The sequence below is a fragment of the Rhizobium sp. SRI_017 genome (genome assembly GCF_057586295.1).
In genome coordinates this window covers 236551-252613 of sequence record NZ_JBYCZP010000007.1, presented here as the reverse complement: position 1 = coordinate 252613, position 16063 = coordinate 236551, and the positions used below count along the sequence as shown (strand labels likewise).

The following is a 16063-nucleotide window of genomic DNA, read 5'->3' as shown; positions in this document are numbered from 1 at the left end:
CTTTGCGATATGCGGGGTTATGGCAGTTCCGATCCGATCACTGAAAACGGAGAGAGGACAGGCAGCGAGCCACCATCGGCGCTCAGTTTGCCTCCGCCCTTTCCGCTGAGCCAACCCGCGAGGTCGCGGGCGGTCCCCCTGATGGCTATTGCTGGCGCCCGGCCCATGATCAGCGGTGCGGCCCGATCGGTCGCCACCAGCGCGAACCTCCCGGCAGGAAGCCGTCGCGAGGCCTGATCGAGAATCAGGGCATCGACGAAATCCGCCGGCATATCCGCAAACCGGCCGCCGGAATTCAGATCGATGGCAAGAAGCCAGAGTATGCGGGCCCGCATCAAGGGCGTGTCCCGGAGCGGGGTCGTTCGACCCGTTGTGTCGGCCACCGAACGGCCCCAGTCTTCATTGCTCAAGTCGCGCCATTCGACATTGAGATGAACCGCGGAATGGTCAAAGAGATAGCGCAACGCCCGCGAAGGCTGGGTGATGCCGAATTCGAGATCGTCGGCGGAAACCTCGAGATTGCGTGGAAAGGGTCCGGCCTCGCCGGTCCTGCCCCAAGCCAGGAATTCACTCATGAGACGCGCATGATAGCCGACATAAGCCACCAGCCGGCGGCGGCTGAAACCTTCCACGCCACTTGCCTCATCAAGCGCGCGATCGGAGAGGTCGTTGAGAAGCCGCGCGAAATAAGCGGTGCCCCGCCGGGCCCAGTCGAGCGCGTGCGAGGGCGCGAGCGCGGCGTCGTGGCGCGCCCCGCTGCCCTGCCTTTCGCGCAGTGCGATCCGGGCCTTCTCCAGCGTCAGGTTCATGTCCCGGCCGCTTCGACATGGCTGCGCATGAAATTGAGCCGCTCCATGATCGGCGCATCGGAAAAGCGAAACAGGTCGAATTGCGTTTCTGACTGCAACGACCAGGGAACCCAGGACGGGATCACGAAGATATCTCCGATATCCAGCTCGTGCGTAACGTCGCCGATTACCGCCGCACCCTTGCCGTCGAAGACCTGGAACACCGTCGAACCAACCTCGCGGCGCGTCGGCGTCTCGGTGCCCGCACGCAAGCGGTGGAATTCGCAGCGGATGGTAGACATGACATCGCCGCCGGTCGTGGGGTTGACGTAGCGGATGGCGGCATGACCTTGCTCGACGGTCGCGGGCTGACCTTCCTCCTCGAGCAGCAACTGCTCGGTCAGCGCGCGGTCCGTATGTTCCCAGCGATAGGCACCGATCGGAGAGGCGACGGTGTCGCGCAGGCCGGACAGCGGACGAAGGCCCGGATGGCACCACAGCCGTTCTCCCCGCGAAAAGCGTGGCGTCGCGTAGTCCGTCACCCGGTCGGAACCGAGTTCGAAGAAGCCGACATCGTTCTGCTGCGCAAACGGAATATCAAGTCCGTCGATCCAGGCCATCGGCTTGTCGGTGTCGTTGTGATGGCCGTGAAAATGCCAGCCGGGCGTCAGCAGCAGGTCGCCCCGGCTCATGCGAACAGGATCGCCATTGACGACGGTCCAGACGCCTTCGCCTTCGACCACGAATCGGAAGGCGTTCTGCGCGTGGCGATGCTCCGGCGCCGTTTCGCGCGGGCCGAGATACTGGATCGCCGCCCAAAGCGTGGGGCTGACATAGGCATGCCCGCCGAGGCCCGGATTGGCCAGGCCGATGGCGCGTCGTTCACCACCGCGTCCCACGGGCACGAGATCCCCCGACCTCTGCGCCAGCGGCAACAGATCGGCCCATTTCCACACATGTGGCACAGCCTTTGGCTTCGGATGGCGCGGCATCAGATCGCCGAGCTGCGTCCAGAGCGGCATCAGATGCTGCGCCTCGAAGCCCTCGTAGAGCGCACGCAGTTCCGGTGTCTCCTCCGGGTTCATGGCATTGGCCGGCGTGCCTGGTGTCTGATCGTGCATGGCGTGTTCTCCTGCTCGCGCGGTCAGGCCGCATCGGGTTGCCGGGACGGCGCGGCGTTGCTGAATGCCGGAATCGCGTCAAGCCGCGCAAAAATCCATTCGATCGTCGGCCACGCCGATGTGGCAATCCCGAAGCGCTGATTGTTCCAGACCTGCGCATAAAGGCAAATGTCCGCGAGGCCCGGCGTGTCGCCGTGGCAGAAGGTGCGCGTGCGCGGATCGGAAGCCAGCGTGATCTCGAGCGCGTCGAACGTCGTGGCCACCCAATGAGTGAACCATTCCTTCTGCCCATCCTCGCCTGCGCCGAAGCGGTCTGCGAGATAGCCGAGCACGCGCAGATTGTTCAGCGGATGGATTTCGCAGGCGATCATATAGGAAAGCGCCCTCACCCGCGCCCGCCCGTCGGGATCGGCGGGCAGAAGCGCCGGCGTCGGATGCGTCTCCTCCAGCCACTCGATGATCGCAAGCGATTGCGTCAGGAAGCTGCCGTCTTCCCGCTCCAGTACAGGCACGAGGCCCTGCGGGTTCATTGCCAGATAGTCAGGCTTTCGCGTATCGCCACGGCGCAGGACATAGGGGACATAATCATAGTCCAACGCCTTGAGATTCAGCGCCGCACGCAGCCGCGTCGATGTCGATGAGCGGAAGAAATTGTGGAGCTTGAGGACCATTGTCAGGCCCTCGGTCCGATCGTGGTGGAAATCTCGCCGAGCCCCGCGATGCTGACAGTACAGACATCGCCAGGCAAAAGTGGACCGACGCCGGCCGGCGTTCCTGTCATGATAAGATCGCCGTGCGCCAGTGCGATGGAGTGCGAGAGATAGGAGATGATCTCCGGAACCGACCAGATCAGTTCGCGAAGATCGGCATCCTGCTTGACCACGCCGTTCACCGCCAAGCGAATCGACCCCTTCGCCAGATGCCCCGTCTGCGATACCGCATAGACCGGGCCGATGATGGCGGAGCGGTCGAACGCCTTGCCGAAATCCCAGGGGCGGCCCATGTCACGCGCGGCGAACTGCAGGTCGCGCCGCGTCAGGTCGTTGCCGACTGCGTAGCCCCAAACGTGCTCGAGCGCGTCGGCTTCGGCAATGTCGCGGCCGCCCTTGCCGATCGCCACGACCAGTTCAGCCTCGTAGTGAAAATTCTCGGTCTGGGGCGGATAGGCCACGGTCTCACCGGAATCGACCACGGCATCGGCAGGCTTGCTGAAGAAGAACGGCGGCTCCCGATCCGGATCCTTGCCCATTTCGCGCGCATGCGCCGCATAATTGCGGCCGACGCAGAATATCCTGCGCACCGGAAATCTGGCATCCGATCCGGCGACGGCGACGGTGGGGGTGGCAGGAGCGGGCAGAACCAATTTCATCTAACTTTCCTTGTTACAGTTCAGCCCCGCGGCGATACCGCGGAGCGTTGGGCCTTCGCCTTGGCGAGACTAGCGGTTTCAATCTCGTCCGGCTTCCATGATCTTCTCGCCCAGCAGTATGGGCGCGGTCACATGGGTCGAATGGCTGCCAGGCATGTTTACCAGCCGGTAGAGCCCAAGCTTTTCGGACAGGCGCGGATGAAAGGGCATGGACTGCGGCAGCGACGTGTCTTCCGTGCAATGCAGGAAGGACTTGCCGATCATGAACTCGGCGGGATTCTTCGACAACCTGATCCTGTCATTCATGGTATTGAACGGCTGGGCGTTGAGACTGTCGAAGAGCGACTGTGCCTGCTCCTGGCTTCCGTCGTTGATAAAGGCTTCGCGCAGGATCGGAAAGGGGAACAGAACTTCCCCGGTGTCGCCGGCTAGCTGCGGGAACAGCGCCTGATAATGCGGCGGGCACATGTCGATCAGGCTTTCGCCATTGTTGGGCACGAAGGCGCTGAAATAGACGAGACGGCGCACGCGGCCCGGACCCAGCCGGTCGGCCGCTCCGGTGATTGCCATGCCGCCCCAGCTGTGGCCGACCAGAATCGCGTCGTGGATGTCGTTCTCCTCGAAGAACGCGACCAGGGAGTCGATCGCATCGTCCAGCGTCACGGCCTTGCGGTCGTCGCCTGGCCGGTTGCCCTTGAGCGTCGGGCAATGGACGGTATGCCCGGCCGCGCGGATTGGCGCGGCGCAGGCTTCGAAATGGCTGCCGTCATGACATGCGCCATGAACAAGTACATAAGTTCCCATGGTTTACCCTCCTCTGGTCATGGTCTTCAAAGTCCGATTGCCGCATCCTGCCGCACCGGCATCGCGGCCAGCGCTTGGCGATCGATCTTCCCCGTTCCGGTCTTCGGCAGGTCGGCGACATAATCCACGATGCGCGGATATTTGTAGGGCTGCAGCCGCGTCTTCACATAGGCGCGCAACGCATCCGACTGCGCGTTGCTGGCCAGCCGGCCCTCCCTCAACCGGATCACGGCCCGCAGCGTCATCCGGCGGTCTTCGAGCTGATGGGCCATGACAGCGCATTCATGAACGTCCGGATGCTCGTTGAGGCACCGTTCGACCTCGAGCGGCCAGACCCATTGGCCCGAGACCTTGATGAGTTCGTCGGCACGGCCCTGGAAATAATAGTGGCCGTCGATCTCGACGAAGCGATCGCCGGTATAGATCCAGTCGCCCCGCATCGTCTCCTTCGTCTTGTCCGGTCGGTTCCAGTAGCTCGGAGCCGATGAATCGCCGCGCACGAACATGACGCCTTCTTCGCCGGGCTCCGGCACCCTGCCATCAGGCGTCTCGAGCCGGATCTCATAGCCCGGCACGCGCTTGCCCGCCGAGCCGATGCGATGATCGGAGAGGCTGTTCGAGAGATAGATGTGCAGCAGTTCGGTCGATCCGAGGCCTTCGGTCGGACCGTGGCCGGTCAGGCCTTTCCAGGCATCGTAAATATCCTGCGACAGGATTTCGGCCGCCGACATCGACTGCCGCAGCGAGCTCAGATCGCGCGCGCCGACACTCTCCGCCCGCGCCAGCGCGGTGTAGAGCGTCGGCAATCCGAACAGCACCGTCGGCCGGTATTTTTCGATCGTATCGAGCACCGCGTCGGGCCTTGGCTGGCCCGGCATCAGAAGCGTGGTCGCACCGATCGAGAACGGGAATGTGAGCGCATTGCCAAAGCCATAGGCAAAGAAGATCTTCGGGACGGAGAAGCAGATGTCGTCCACGTCCAGCCTGAGCGCATGCCGGCCGAAGGAGGCCTGCGTATAGGCCATGTCGTGGTGCAGGTGGACGATCCCCTTGGGCCGGCCCGTCGAGCCCGAGGAATACATCCAGAAAGCCATGTCCTCCGGCCCTGTATCGGCGCAATCGAGCGTATCGGGCTGGCGGGCGAGAAAGTCTGCCGCCGCAACCCGACCGTCTCCCCCGACCATGCCATTGACGATGACCACTTGCTCCAGCGTCGTGCCCTGAATCGCCTCGCCCTCGAAGCGCCCGGCAAGCGCGGCTTCGCAGAGCGCGATCCTCGCGCCGGTATCCTGAAGGAAGAAATTCAGCACATCGGGCGTGGTCTGGGTGTTGAGCAGGACCGGCACGAAGCCGGCGCGGACGGCTCCGAAGAAGGCTGCCGGATAGATGGGCGTGTCATCGAGGAAGAACGGGATACGGTCGCCACGTTTCAGTCCCGCGGCAATAAAGGCATTTCCCCAGCGCGCTGCGTCGGCAACCAATTCGGCATAGGTCAGCGATCCCGCCGGGCCGATCAGGGCCAGCTTGTCGCGATTGCGAGCGAGATTGTCCCAGAGGATCGAAGAGCCATTCGGATGGTCTTCGCGCCGGAAACCGATTTCCTTGGCGCCGGCGCTATCCAGACCGACGGGATCGGCGATGTTCGCACCGCTCTTCTCCGCATCATATCGCGCCATGAAACCGGGGGCCATCCGGCGGAGCCGCTCCATGTCGATGCGGCCGGAGCGCATCAGATAGTCGAGCCCGAAATCGACCGGCGACAGATCGATCTTGGCGGCAAAATTCTCATACCATCTGGCGGAGGTGTTGGCGGCATCGACGATCTTGCGGGCGATCGGCTGGCGCTCCGCCTGATAGGCCGCGAGCGCCTGGTCGACATCCTCATGGGACGACAGCGCCCGGACGAGCGCAATCGCGTCTTCCATCGCAAGCCGCGTGCCGGAACCGATGGAGAAGTGGGCGGTGTGCGCCGCGTCGCCGAGCAGCACGGCACGCCCGGCCACCCAGTTTTCGCACCACAGGCGCGGAAACTGCCGCCAGGCGGATTTGTTGGTGCTCAGGGGCGCGCCATCCAGCACGTCGCCGAAGATCGCTTCGCAGGCCCGAGCGCTTTCCGCTTCCTCCATGGCCGCGAAGCCATAGGCGTTGAACGTGGCGTCGTCGCATTCAACGATGAATGTGCTGCGATCGGGCTGATATCGGTAATGATGTGCGTTGAACGCACCCCTCTCCGTCTTTACAAAAGTCTGGGTCAACGTATCGAAAGGCCGGGCCGTACCGAACCAGGCGAAGTGATTGCTGAAATGTTCGATCGTCGGCGCAAATACCGCCTCATGGGAACGCCTGACGTGCGAATTCAGCCCATCGGCGCCAATGATCAGGTCGGCCTGCAATTCGTCCAGCGATCCGACCGCATGCGAAAAGCGGAGTTCGACACCCAACGCTTCTGCGCGCTTGCGCAGGATCTCGATCAGTTCGAGCCGCCCGATGGCCGAAAAGCCGACGCCATCGAGTACCGCCTGCCCACCCGGCAGGTTCAGGGTCATGTTGCGCCAGCGCTCCATGGCGGGCGTGACCAGATCATGGGTTTCAGGATCGTCGGCCCTGAGGAAATCCAGCGCCTGATCGGAAAAGACCACGCCAAATCCAAAGGTCGCGCCTTCGGGATTCTGCTCCGTCACCCGGAGGCGAACATGCGGCATGGCGCGCCGCAGAAGAATTGCTGTGTACAGCCCCGCCGGACCTCCCCCCAGTATCTCCACGCTAGACAGTTGCGACACGCCTTCCCCTCCAAAGTCACTCGACAATTCCCAATCCCCATGATAGATATTTTTCCGCACAGCGCAATAGGTTTCACATAGGAGAAAAATGGAACCCGTCCATGAGCTTGAATATGCGGTGAGTTTTGGTGACTGCGACCCGGCGGGGATCGTCTTTTATCCGCGGATCTACGCCTGGTTCGACCGTGCCTTTCACGACTGGCTGCGCGGATTTGGAGGCCACGGAAAGGTCTGCGAGGCCCTCGGCGCCGTCGGCATCGGCCTCTTGGAAGCAACGGCACAGTTCCGCAGGCCGATGCGCGACGGGGACAGGCTTCGCATCATGCTTTCCATCGAGGCGTGGGGCCGCAGGACTTTGCGGCTCGCCTATGAGATTACCGTCGATGGCGAGGTCGCCGCTGTGGGTTGCGAGGTCCGGGGCCTATTCAAGTTGTCGGGCAATGCTATTGTCGCCGGCGAAATGGAAGCGCTTCGCAAATTGCTGGATCAAGATGGATAAGGACGACGAAAGCGACCGCCAGTCCGGCGGGATCCATTCCCTTGACGCGGCGTTAAAGCTACTCAAGGCGATGGGAGGCTATCCTGGTCCGACGTCGCTCTCCGAACTGGCGCGCGACTGCGCCATGCCGCCGAGCAAGGTACACCGCTATCTGACGTCCTTTCTAAATGCGGGCCTGGTCATCCAGGCCGGCAAATCCGGCAAATACGATCTCGGCGAAGGCGCGATTGCATTGGGGCTTGCAGCGCTCGCCCGGCACGATTTCGTCAATCGCGCGTCCGATGGCCTGCCCGAACTCTGCCTCGAAACCGGCCTGACGGTGCTTCTCTCGGTCTGGGGCACGCATGGCGCCACCGTCGTCCGCTGGGAGCGCGCCGCCACGCCCACGGTCACGTCGATGGGCCTCGGCACCATCCTGCCACTCCTCAATTCCGCGACAGGCCGGGCCTTTCTCGCCTGGGCGCCACCTGCGCCGCTCGAGGCAATCCGCCAGACGGAATTGCGCGCCGCCCGCAAGGCTTCCTCCACGATCGGCGATCAGTTGCGAACGGATCAGGAGATAGAAAGAATGACCGAAAAGATCCGTGCGCGCGGCTATTCCTCGGTTGAGGGACGCTTCATTCCCGGCCTCGTCGCGATCGCAGCGCCGATCCTCGATTGGCAGGGAAAGGCGCAATGCGTCGTGACCTTGATTGGCACCGATCCCGCAGTCACGGAACCAGGCTCGCAGGCCGTCGAGCAACTCATAGGCTTTTGCGAGAAACTGTCTTTTTCACCGGTCATCACCGCAATGAGAAATGCCGATCTACCCAGGACATAACAAGCAAATGGTCATTTGCTGCCGATGCGGCGTCAAACCGATGTTAGCGAATGATATTTTCCCGCCAAACGACGTCGATATGTCTGAAATCGAGCGGGGGATACGTTCCCGATAACAGCGCGAGAACGCGCGGTGGAGTGAGGGGTAGGCTCTGCACCCTGTTGCCCGTGGCATTCGCCACCGCGCAGGCAACGGTGGCGCCGACATTGAGAATTGGCACTTCCCCCGCCCCCTTGGTGCCGAGCGGACCGATCGATGGTGCGCCTTCGTAAAGATCGATCGCTACAGGCACGACATCCTGGGCCAGAGGCAGCCGGTAGGTCTCGAACCCGGACTGGGCGATGCGGCCCGTGGCGTCAATGGTCACGTCCTCATGCAGCGCATAGCCTAGCCCCTGGACCACCCCACCCTGAATCTGGCCGTGGATTGCGCGGGGATTGAGCGCCCGGCCGACATCCTGCACCACGGTATAGGACAGGATTTCGACATGTCCGGTCTCCCGATCGACGGCGACCTCGCAATCGTGGACGGCGAAGACCGGAATGTCGATCGCGTCAATGAAATGCGCCATGGCACAACCGGCCATCGCCTGCACGCCGGGCTTGGTAAAGGCGCCTGAACCCATGACGGGGCCCGAAAGCTGCTGCACGCGCTCGACCACCTTGGCGATTGTCGTACCGGAGCCTTTTCGGCCGGCGATTTCGACCCGGCCATTGGCGAGCACCAGTTGGTCGTGGGGCGTCTGCAGCATTTCGCTCGCGACAGGCAGGATCCTGTTGCGGACTTCCTCGCAGGCCTTGAGGCTTGCCGCCCCGATCGAGACGGTGGTGCGGCCACCGCCGACGCCGAGATCGAGCCCGGCTGCATCCGTATCCGCTGCCTTGACCACGACGTCTTCCGGCCGGAGGCCGAGTTCTGCGGCGACGATCTGCGGCAGCGACTGGACCATGCTGCCCGAACCGATCTCGACGCCTGACGTCACAAGCGTCGCACTTCCATCTGCGTTAAGATTGACGGTCGCGGAAGAAGGCCCGACGAAGATGAACCACGTGCCGACCGTCGTCGCCCGGCCGTAGAGCCTGCCGTCCGCCAGCGATGCTCTCGACGGCACACTCGCCTTCAGTGCTTCCATGCGCTCCAGCATCGGCCGCAGCACCTCGCCTTCAAAGACCTGACCGGTCGCGCCGATGTCCCCGTCGCCGAGCACGTTGCGCCGCCTGAATTCCAGCGGGTCCATGCCGATCGCAGCGCAGATTTCATCACTGTGACGCTCGAGCACGAAGGTATTGTAGACGCCGTTGCAGGCGCGGAAGGCGCCATTGGGTGCGGTGTTGGTATAGACCGCACGGCTGTTGAGGCGCACCGAGCCGAGTTTGTAATTGCCGCCCAATGTGTGGGCGGTCATCGTCGTCAGGAAGATCTGCTCGCCGCCATAGGCGCCGCAATCCATCAGCACCGTGGCTTCCCGGCCGACGATCTCGCCTTCCTTCGTCACGGCGGAACGGATGCGAATCTCGGCATTCTCGCGGCAGAGACAGGTGATCTGCTCCTCATACCGCGAATTGATCATCGCGACGCGCCGGCCGGTCCGCCTGGCCAGCAGCGCGGCGATCGGCTCGATCGTGCAGTCGAACTTGAGGCCGAACCCGCCGCCGACGGCAGGAACGGTTACCCGCACCAGCGACGAGGGGACGCCAAGGACTTCGGCCGTGACCTTGCGGACGGTCCAGGGCACCTGGGTCGAGCAGATGATGTGATAGCGGCCATCCTCGAAGGTGGCGACCGCCGAGCGCGGCTCGAAAGGCACATGGCTCTGGCGGCCGACGGCGAAGCAGCTATCGACAATCGTGACATCAGGCCGCGCGAAGGCGGCATCAGTATCACCGCGAATGACCTTGGCCTCCCAGGCCACATTGCCCTCGCGCGCCGCGCCATCGAGCTGGACCTCGTAGCTCTTCCAGTCGGGATGGACGAGCGGCGCACCGGCCGCCAGTGCCTCCGTCATGCTCAGGACTGGAGTGAGGGCCTCCGTTTCCACCAGAATGGCCGCCACCGCCGCGCGCGCCTGTTCGATCGTATCAGCGGCGACGGCAGCGAGCGGCTCGCCGTAGTAGCGGATGACATCGCGGACAAAGAGCGGGTGATCGATGACCCCGATCCCATGCCGGCCCGGTGCATCCCCAGCCGTGATCACGGCGCGGACGCCGGGCATAGCCCGGGCCGTCGATACGTCGATACTGAGAATGCGTGCGGACGCGATCTCCGATCGGAGGATTGCGGCTTGCAGCGTCCCGGGTCCGGCCTGGTCGGTCGTGTAGCGCGTCCGTCCGCTCAGCTTGTCGCGCGCGTCGCGCCGGGGAAGGTTCATGACGGCGCTCGCGTCGGGCAGGACCATGTTCATGCAGGACGTTCCTTTCGCATTGCCGCGACGAGTGCCGCGTCGACGATCCGCTCATAGCCCGTGCAGCGACAGATATTGCCCGTCAGCGCGGCCTTCACAGCCGCGCGATCCGCGCCAGGATGCTCATCGACATAGGCGGTCAAGGTCATCACCATTCCGGGAAAACACATGCCGCATTGAACGGCGTCGAGGTCTTCGAAGGCTCGCTGGACGAGGTTCGGGGCCCCGTCGGTCGCAATACCCTCGATCGTCGTCACCTCCCGGCCGCCAACGAGAGCGACAGGACATAGGCACGAAGCTGTTGGCACCCCGTCGATATGCACCATGCAGGCGCCGCAGAAACCCTCGCCGCAGACCGCCTTGGTACCGGTCAGAAACAGGTTGTTGCGCAACACATCGACGAGCGGTGTCAGCGGATCGCCATGGATGTGGTGCAGTTCGCCATTGACCTTCAGCGTGATGGTCATCAATTGCTCCATTGCCGATCGAGGCTTTCGAATGCGCGGCGAACAAGGGCTGGCAGCACTTGGACGCGATACCAGCCAGGTGCTTCGATGCCATCGCGACCGGAAAAATCGCCGGCCAGGTCGGTCGCGACGGCAGCGATCTCGGAGGCGCTCAACGTCCTGCCCTCGATAGCAGCTTCGAGCGCCCGCCATCGACGCGCGGTTGGCTCGACCGATCCGACGGCGATACGCGCGGTGTGGAAAGCGCCATCCGGACCCCGGCTCGCTTTCACCGAGACGATGGCGACGGGATAATCGCCGGCGTTGCGAAGCGGTAGGCGCGCATGCGCGGTGCGAAAGCTGCCGCGCGGAACCCGTATGCGCGTGATCAATCCTGGCCCGAGCGTGGTTCGCGTGGCGAGAAAAGTCTCAAGGCCCATGCGCTTTGCCCCGTCGGCGGCGTGATAGTCGATCTCCGCCTCGAGAGCGAGCAGAGCCGGCACCAGATCGGCAGCGGCGAAGTCGACAGTCGACAGATTGCCGCCCACGGTCGCCACGGAACGGATTGCCGGATTGGCCGATTGCCCCGCGGCATCGGCCAATCCGCGGCATTCGTCGACGGTCGCAAGCGTGGCTGCGAGCCTCTTATGGGTGACGCAGGCGCCGATCGAAAGGTGAGTTGCGCCGATTTCGATTTCGCAAAGCTCCGTGATGCCGGAGATCGAGACGACGGATTTCGGTAGATCTTCCCCGCGCAGCGGTGCCCGCATCAGCCATGTGGCCCCGGCGACGACCTGCGCACCGCCATGGTTGCAAAGCGCCGACACGGCCTCCGCCACTGATGTGGCGCCTATGAATTCCGTTGTTGTCATTGGCTGCCTCAAAATCTGGTGCGACGACACGACGCCGGCCTCGCATGCCGCCGCAATCCGACATCACTTCCAGTGCGCGACGGTTCGCTTTTCGTGCATCTCGCGGAACTGGCGGGTGGTCTCCGGCAGCAGATCGCCATTGTCCCAGTCGAGGATCACGGCGTAGTGGCGAACGACATCGAGCACATCGATCCGGCCCGCCTTGTACATGGCGGAGACATCAGCAGGATCAGTGGCCGCCCATCCCCGGCGCTCGGCGCGGATGGCCCTCCGCACACGCTCGGTCGCCGCCTTGTCGACCGCATAGTCGGCGAGGTCTCCATCGACGAGCTCGAGCACCACGCCATAGTCCTTGCGGGCACGGTCGACGGAGACATAGTCGTGTTCGACGTCCTCTCGCACCATTTCGGGATCACGCTCCAGTGGATCGCCGAAACCACCGCCGCCGGCGGTGGGTCGGGAGAAGATGTCGCCGGTTCCGAGCGGCACGTCCGAGAATACGGAACCGAGCCATTCCTCCCGATCCTGACCGGCGCGGCGGATGGTCAGACCATGCGGCATGGACGGCAGACCCCCATTGGTGCCCCAGACCACGGCCCGTTCGCGGTCGCAGATATAGGAAATCACCGATTTCTCCGCTTCGAGCAGGACCGAGGTTTTCTCGACGCCGGCGCCACCGCGGAACTTGCCCGGTCCGGGCGAATCCGTCTTGATCTCGAATTTCGTCGTCAGGACCGGATTGACCCGCTCCTGCCCCTCGACCGGCTGCGCCATGAGCCCGGTGCCGAAGCAGGCGGTCGTGGCGTTGCAGCCATCCAGCCCGTTGCGGCCACCCCAGCCGCCGGGAAGCCAGTCGTAGAACATGAAGATCGGTTTGTCGGCCCGGCGCAGGTCGTGGCCGCCGGTGAGCAGATATTCGAGGTTGAACGAGCAGGAAATGGCGCGTTCGGGGATGATCTTCGACCACATTTCGAAGATCGAATTCATGATCTTCTCGAAGGGCATCAGGAAGCCGGTGACGGCGACCGGCCATTGCGCGCTGACCACGCTGTTTTCCGGGCTGACGATCTCGAAGATGCGATAGAAACCGCTGTTGAGCGGAAGATCGGGGAAGAAGGTCTTCATGCCAGCCGCGACCGCGGAGAAGGTGGCGCCGGGCGCCGAGTTGTAGATCGAGCCGATCGTTCCATGGCTGCCGCTGAAGTCGTAATAGACCTTGTCGCCCTTGATCGTCATCTTGATGCGGATCGGGATCATGCCCTCGCCAGCAGCCGGGTCGCGATCGATATAGTCGACGGTTTCCCAAGTGCCGTCAGGCAGGGCCGCGATGCGCTGGCGCATGGCGCGCTCGACATAATCCTGAACGGCGGCCATGCCCGATGTGACCGTCTGGCGGCCGTATTTCTTGACCAGCCGCAGCACGTCGCGCTCTGCCACATGGGTCGCCTGGGCCTGGGCATGGATATCGCCGATGATCGAGCGCGGGTCGCGGGTATTGGCGGCAATCAGGTTCGCGACGTCGCTGCAGAAGCGGCCGCCATTGAACAGGCGTACCGGCGTAATGCGCAAGGCTTCGCGGAACATGTCCTTGGCCGTAACATCGAAGGAGCCGGGAACACTGCCGCCGAGATCCGACCAGTGGCCGTTCGACTGGCTGAAGCCGATCAACTCATCTTCATCGAAGATCGGGCGGATCAAGCGGACGTCACTGAAATGCGTGCCGCCCGCATAGGGATCGTTGATCGCATAGACGTCGCCCGGCAGCATATCGCCTTCGAAGGCGCGGATGACCTCCTTGCAGGTGAAATGCAGCGTGCCGACGTGGACCGCGATATCCTGCGTGCCCTGCGCCACCGAATTGCCCTCGGCATCATGCAGACCATTCGAGAAGTCGCGATTGTAGATCACGAAGGAATAGCAGGTTCGCAGCATCTGTTCGGCCATCTGATCGACCGAAGTAATGAACGAATTCTTGAGCACCTCGAAGGTGACAGGGTCGAGCCCGTCCGACTTTCCGTTGTTCATCGGGGATCTCCTCAGAGATGAATGAGAATGTTGAGGTATTTGTCGACCACGGCCGTGGTGTTCGGCGGCACGACCACGGTCGAGTCGAACTGCTCGACGATCGCGGGACCCGTGATCTTGAAGCCGGCCGGCAGATTGCTGCGTTCGAAGACAGGCGTGTCGTGCGGCTGTCCCTCAAACCAGACGTGACGGCGGACCTTCGGGGCCGGCTTTTCCATGCTCGGCTTGTGCTCGGACAATTGCGCCTTCGGCACCATGCCGATCGCCTTCAGCGCAACACGAAAAAGGCTGACCGGAGCGTCGTCGCGGCGGAAATTGTATTCCCGTTCATGCTCGCGATGGAAACTGTCGACAAGGGCTGCGACGTCGGCAACGGGGCTCGGCGCCGACACCGAGAGCGAGCGCCACTGGCCTTGATACATCATCTCGATGCTGCGCTGGAGAACGATGTCCTTGTGGGCCACGCCCTCATGCAGCAGGCGCTCGAGTGCTTCCCTCTCCAGCCGCTGGAAAGCCGCCTCGACATCGCCGGGCGTGGTTGTCGCGGCGTCTGCCATGAAGCTGTCGGAGAAATCGTGCTGAATATCGACCAGCAGGCAGCCGAGCGCCGATGTCACCCCGGGATTGGGCGGCACAATGACGACGGGAATGGCGAGTTCCTGGGCAATCGCGGCACCATGGAGCGCGCCTGCACCGCCGAAGGCCACCAGCGCGAAGTCGCGCGGATCGTACCCGCGGCTGATTGAAATGAGCCGGACGGCATTGGCCATATTGGCATTGGCAACCTTGACGATCGATTCCGCTGCGGTGTGAATATCGATGCCGAAGCGCTCGGCGACGCCTGACCGGACTGCCTGTTCGGAGAGCTCGGGGCGCAGCGTCAACTTGCCGCCGGCGAGGCTCGTTCCGAGCCGGCCGAGCACGACATTGGCATCGGTATTGGTGGGCACCGTATTGCCCTTGCCGTAGCAGGCCGGGCCCGGCTCTGAACCGGCAGATTGCGGGCCGTTGCGGAGCGAACCGGCCTCGTCGAGCCAGGCAAGCGAACCACCGCCGGCACCGATCGTCAGCACTTCGATGCTTGGAAAGCGGATCGGGTAGCCGAATTCGATATACCAGTCCTTGCTGACGCGGGATTCACCCTCATAGGCCATGGACACGTCTGTGGACGTGCCGCCCATGTCGAGCCCGATGGAGTTTGGATAGCCGCACAAAGTCGAAATGTAGCGGCTGGCAATGGCGCCTGCGGCAATGCCCGAGCCCGCCAGCCGTGCGGCGAAATCCTTCACGCTCTTCGGCGTCATCACGCCGCCGCCGGTGTGCAGCAGCAGGAGATCCCGCTTGTAGCCCTTGCTCTGAAGGCTCTCGCCGAGCTGGGTCGTATAGTCGACGACGACGGGGCTGAGTACAGCGTTGGCGACCGTCGTCGAAAAGCGCTCATGCTCGAAGATTTCAGGCATGACCTCGGATGAGATCGAGACCGGAAGCCCGGGGATCTCGTCCTGGAGAATGGAGCGCATGCGCCTTTCGTTCTCGCCATTGACGAAGGAATTCATGAAGCAGACCGAGATCGCCTTCACGCCGCGCTTCCTGAGGACGTGGGCGACGCGCCTGGCGCCCACTTCATCGAGCGGGGTTACGACATTGCCGGAAGCGTCAATGCGTTCGGCGACCGTCAAGCGGTCCTTGCGCGGCACATAGGGCTTGGCCACGTCCTTGTAGGCGTCCCAGAGATCCTGCTTGTTGGCGCGGCGGATCTCGATCACGTCGCGGAAGCCTTCTGTGCAGATCATGGCGGTGCGTGGCAGCCGGCGGGTGATCAGTGCATTGGTGGCGACAGTGGTACCATGCGAAAACATCGAGACCTGGGAGAGATCGACCTTGGCGTCCTCCACGCCCGAAATGATCCCGTCGATCGGGTCCGGCGTCGAGGAGGTCTTCTCGATCCTGATCTCTCCGGTGGTTTCGTCGAGGATGCAGATATCGGTGAACGTGCCGCCGACATCCACCGCAACGCGGATGGTCTCCATTATACTGTCCTTTCGATAGGCAAGCGGAAGCCGTTCGCTGACGCAACGAATTGCCGCTTTCATGCAGACGTTTGAATGTGATGGGTGACCGCCGCTCGGCGGTCAGCT

The 16063-nt window shown here is 63.2% G+C and carries 13 protein-coding genes; 2 read left to right on the top strand and 11 right to left on the bottom strand.

The genetic code is table 11. The features are described 5' to 3' along the window. Positions 1-17 precede the first annotated feature (17 nt). The 6 genes from AC2YI2_RS17640 to AC2YI2_RS17615 all read right to left on the bottom strand — a co-directional run bounded on the left by AC2YI2_RS17640 (position 18) and on the right by AC2YI2_RS17615 (position 6862). A complete protein-coding gene (locus AC2YI2_RS17640; protein ID WP_487387800.1) occupies positions 18-809 on the bottom strand; it encodes a maleylpyruvate isomerase N-terminal domain-containing protein in 792 nt (263 codons plus the stop codon). Continuing rightward, positions 806-1909: a cupin domain-containing protein gene (locus AC2YI2_RS17635; RefSeq protein ID WP_487387799.1), complete on the bottom strand. Its 1104-nt coding sequence runs from the start codon at positions 1907-1909 to the stop codon at positions 806-808. Before AC2YI2_RS17635 ends, AC2YI2_RS17640 begins: the two co-directional genes overlap by 4 nt. Positions 1910-1932: 23 nt before the next feature. Continuing rightward, positions 1933-2580 carry a maleylacetoacetate isomerase gene (maiA, locus tag AC2YI2_RS17630; protein WP_487387798.1) on the bottom strand — a complete coding sequence of 216 codons (648 nt, stop codon included), beginning with the start codon at positions 2578-2580 and terminating at the stop codon, positions 1933-1935. Between the two features lie 2 nt (positions 2581-2582). Then, positions 2583-3278, bottom strand: coding sequence for a fumarylacetoacetate hydrolase family protein (locus AC2YI2_RS17625; RefSeq protein ID WP_487387797.1), 696 nt, complete (start codon positions 3276-3278; stop codon positions 2583-2585). A gap of 78 nt (positions 3279-3356) precedes the next feature. Next, positions 3357-4082: an alpha/beta hydrolase gene (locus AC2YI2_RS17620; RefSeq protein WP_487387796.1), complete on the bottom strand. Its 726-nt coding sequence runs from the start codon at positions 4080-4082 to the stop codon at positions 3357-3359. Between the two features lie 26 nt (positions 4083-4108). After that, positions 4109-6862: a benzoate-CoA ligase family protein gene (locus tag AC2YI2_RS17615; protein WP_487387795.1), complete on the bottom strand. Its 2754-nt coding sequence runs from the start codon at positions 6860-6862 to the stop codon at positions 4109-4111. A gap of 88 nt (positions 6863-6950) precedes the next feature. Here AC2YI2_RS17615 and AC2YI2_RS17610 point away from each other — a divergent pair, with 88 nt between their 5' ends. Together AC2YI2_RS17610 and AC2YI2_RS17605 are read left to right on the top strand one after the other, a co-directional pair. Beyond that, a complete protein-coding gene (locus AC2YI2_RS17610; protein ID WP_487387794.1) occupies positions 6951-7361 on the top strand; it encodes an acyl-CoA thioesterase in 411 nt (136 codons plus the stop codon). Further along, positions 7354-8181: an IclR family transcriptional regulator gene (locus AC2YI2_RS17605; RefSeq protein WP_487387793.1), complete on the top strand. Its 828-nt coding sequence runs from the start codon at positions 7354-7356 to the stop codon at positions 8179-8181. The genes AC2YI2_RS17610 and AC2YI2_RS17605 overlap by 8 nt, the downstream gene beginning before the upstream one ends. A gap of 43 nt (positions 8182-8224) precedes the next feature. Here the strand turns inward: AC2YI2_RS17605 and AC2YI2_RS17600 are convergent, their stop codons facing one another. The 5 genes from AC2YI2_RS17600 to AC2YI2_RS17580 all read right to left on the bottom strand — a co-directional run bounded on the left by AC2YI2_RS17600 (position 8225) and on the right by AC2YI2_RS17580 (position 15955). Beyond that, entirely contained in the window at positions 8225-10582 is a 2358-nt protein-coding gene (locus AC2YI2_RS17600; protein WP_487387792.1) for a xanthine dehydrogenase family protein molybdopterin-binding subunit, read from the bottom strand. After that, a complete protein-coding gene (locus AC2YI2_RS17595) occupies positions 10579-11049 on the bottom strand; it encodes a (2Fe-2S)-binding protein (protein ID WP_487387791.1) in 471 nt (156 codons plus the stop codon). Before AC2YI2_RS17595 ends, AC2YI2_RS17600 begins: the two co-directional genes overlap by 4 nt. Further along, a complete protein-coding gene (locus AC2YI2_RS17590; protein ID WP_487387790.1) occupies positions 11049-11900 on the bottom strand; it encodes an FAD binding domain-containing protein in 852 nt (283 codons plus the stop codon). Before AC2YI2_RS17590 ends, AC2YI2_RS17595 begins: the two co-directional genes overlap by 1 nt. 63 nt (positions 11901-11963) lie before the next feature. Next, entirely contained in the window at positions 11964-13925 is a 1962-nt protein-coding gene (locus tag AC2YI2_RS17585; protein WP_487387789.1) for a hydantoinase B/oxoprolinase family protein, read from the bottom strand. A gap of 11 nt (positions 13926-13936) precedes the next feature. Continuing rightward, complete coding sequence (locus tag AC2YI2_RS17580) at positions 13937-15955, bottom strand: hydantoinase/oxoprolinase family protein (RefSeq protein ID WP_487387788.1); 2019 nt, start codon at positions 15953-15955, stop codon at positions 13937-13939. Positions 15956-16063 lie beyond the last annotated feature (108 nt).

Bases quoted from the DNA above. Each gene is read 5' to 3' on its own strand.
- AC2YI2_RS17595 (WP_487387791.1), bottom strand. From the start codon at position 11,049: ATGACCATCACGCTGAAGGTCAATGGCGAACTGCACCACATCCATGGC.
- AC2YI2_RS17580 (WP_487387788.1), bottom strand. From the start codon at position 15,955: ATGGAGACCATCCGCGTTGCGGTGGATGTCGGCGGCACGTTCACCGAT.
- AC2YI2_RS17640 (WP_487387800.1), bottom strand. From the start codon at position 809: ATGAACCTGACGCTGGAGAAGGCCCGGATCGCACTGCGCGAAAGGCAG.
- AC2YI2_RS17625 (WP_487387797.1), bottom strand. From the start codon at position 3,278: ATGAAATTGGTTCTGCCCGCTCCTGCCACCCCCACCGTCGCCGTCGCC.
- AC2YI2_RS17600 (WP_487387792.1), bottom strand. From the start codon at position 10,582: ATGAACATGGTCCTGCCCGACGCGAGCGCCGTCATGAACCTTCCCCGG.
- AC2YI2_RS17605 (WP_487387793.1), top strand. From the start codon at position 7,354: ATGGATAAGGACGACGAAAGCGACCGCCAGTCCGGCGGGATCCATTCC.
- AC2YI2_RS17620 (WP_487387796.1), bottom strand. From the start codon at position 4,082: ATGGGAACTTATGTACTTGTTCATGGCGCATGTCATGACGGCAGCCAT.
- AC2YI2_RS17610 (WP_487387794.1), top strand. From the start codon at position 6,951: ATGGAACCCGTCCATGAGCTTGAATATGCGGTGAGTTTTGGTGACTGC.
- AC2YI2_RS17585 (WP_487387789.1), bottom strand. From the start codon at position 13,925: ATGAACAACGGAAAGTCGGACGGGCTCGACCCTGTCACCTTCGAGGTG.
- AC2YI2_RS17635 (WP_487387799.1), bottom strand. From the start codon at position 1,909: ATGCACGATCAGACACCAGGCACGCCGGCCAATGCCATGAACCCGGAG.
- maiA (WP_487387798.1), bottom strand. From the start codon at position 2,580: ATGGTCCTCAAGCTCCACAATTTCTTCCGCTCATCGACATCGACGCGG.
- AC2YI2_RS17590 (WP_487387790.1), bottom strand. From the start codon at position 11,900: ATGACAACAACGGAATTCATAGGCGCCACATCAGTGGCGGAGGCCGTG.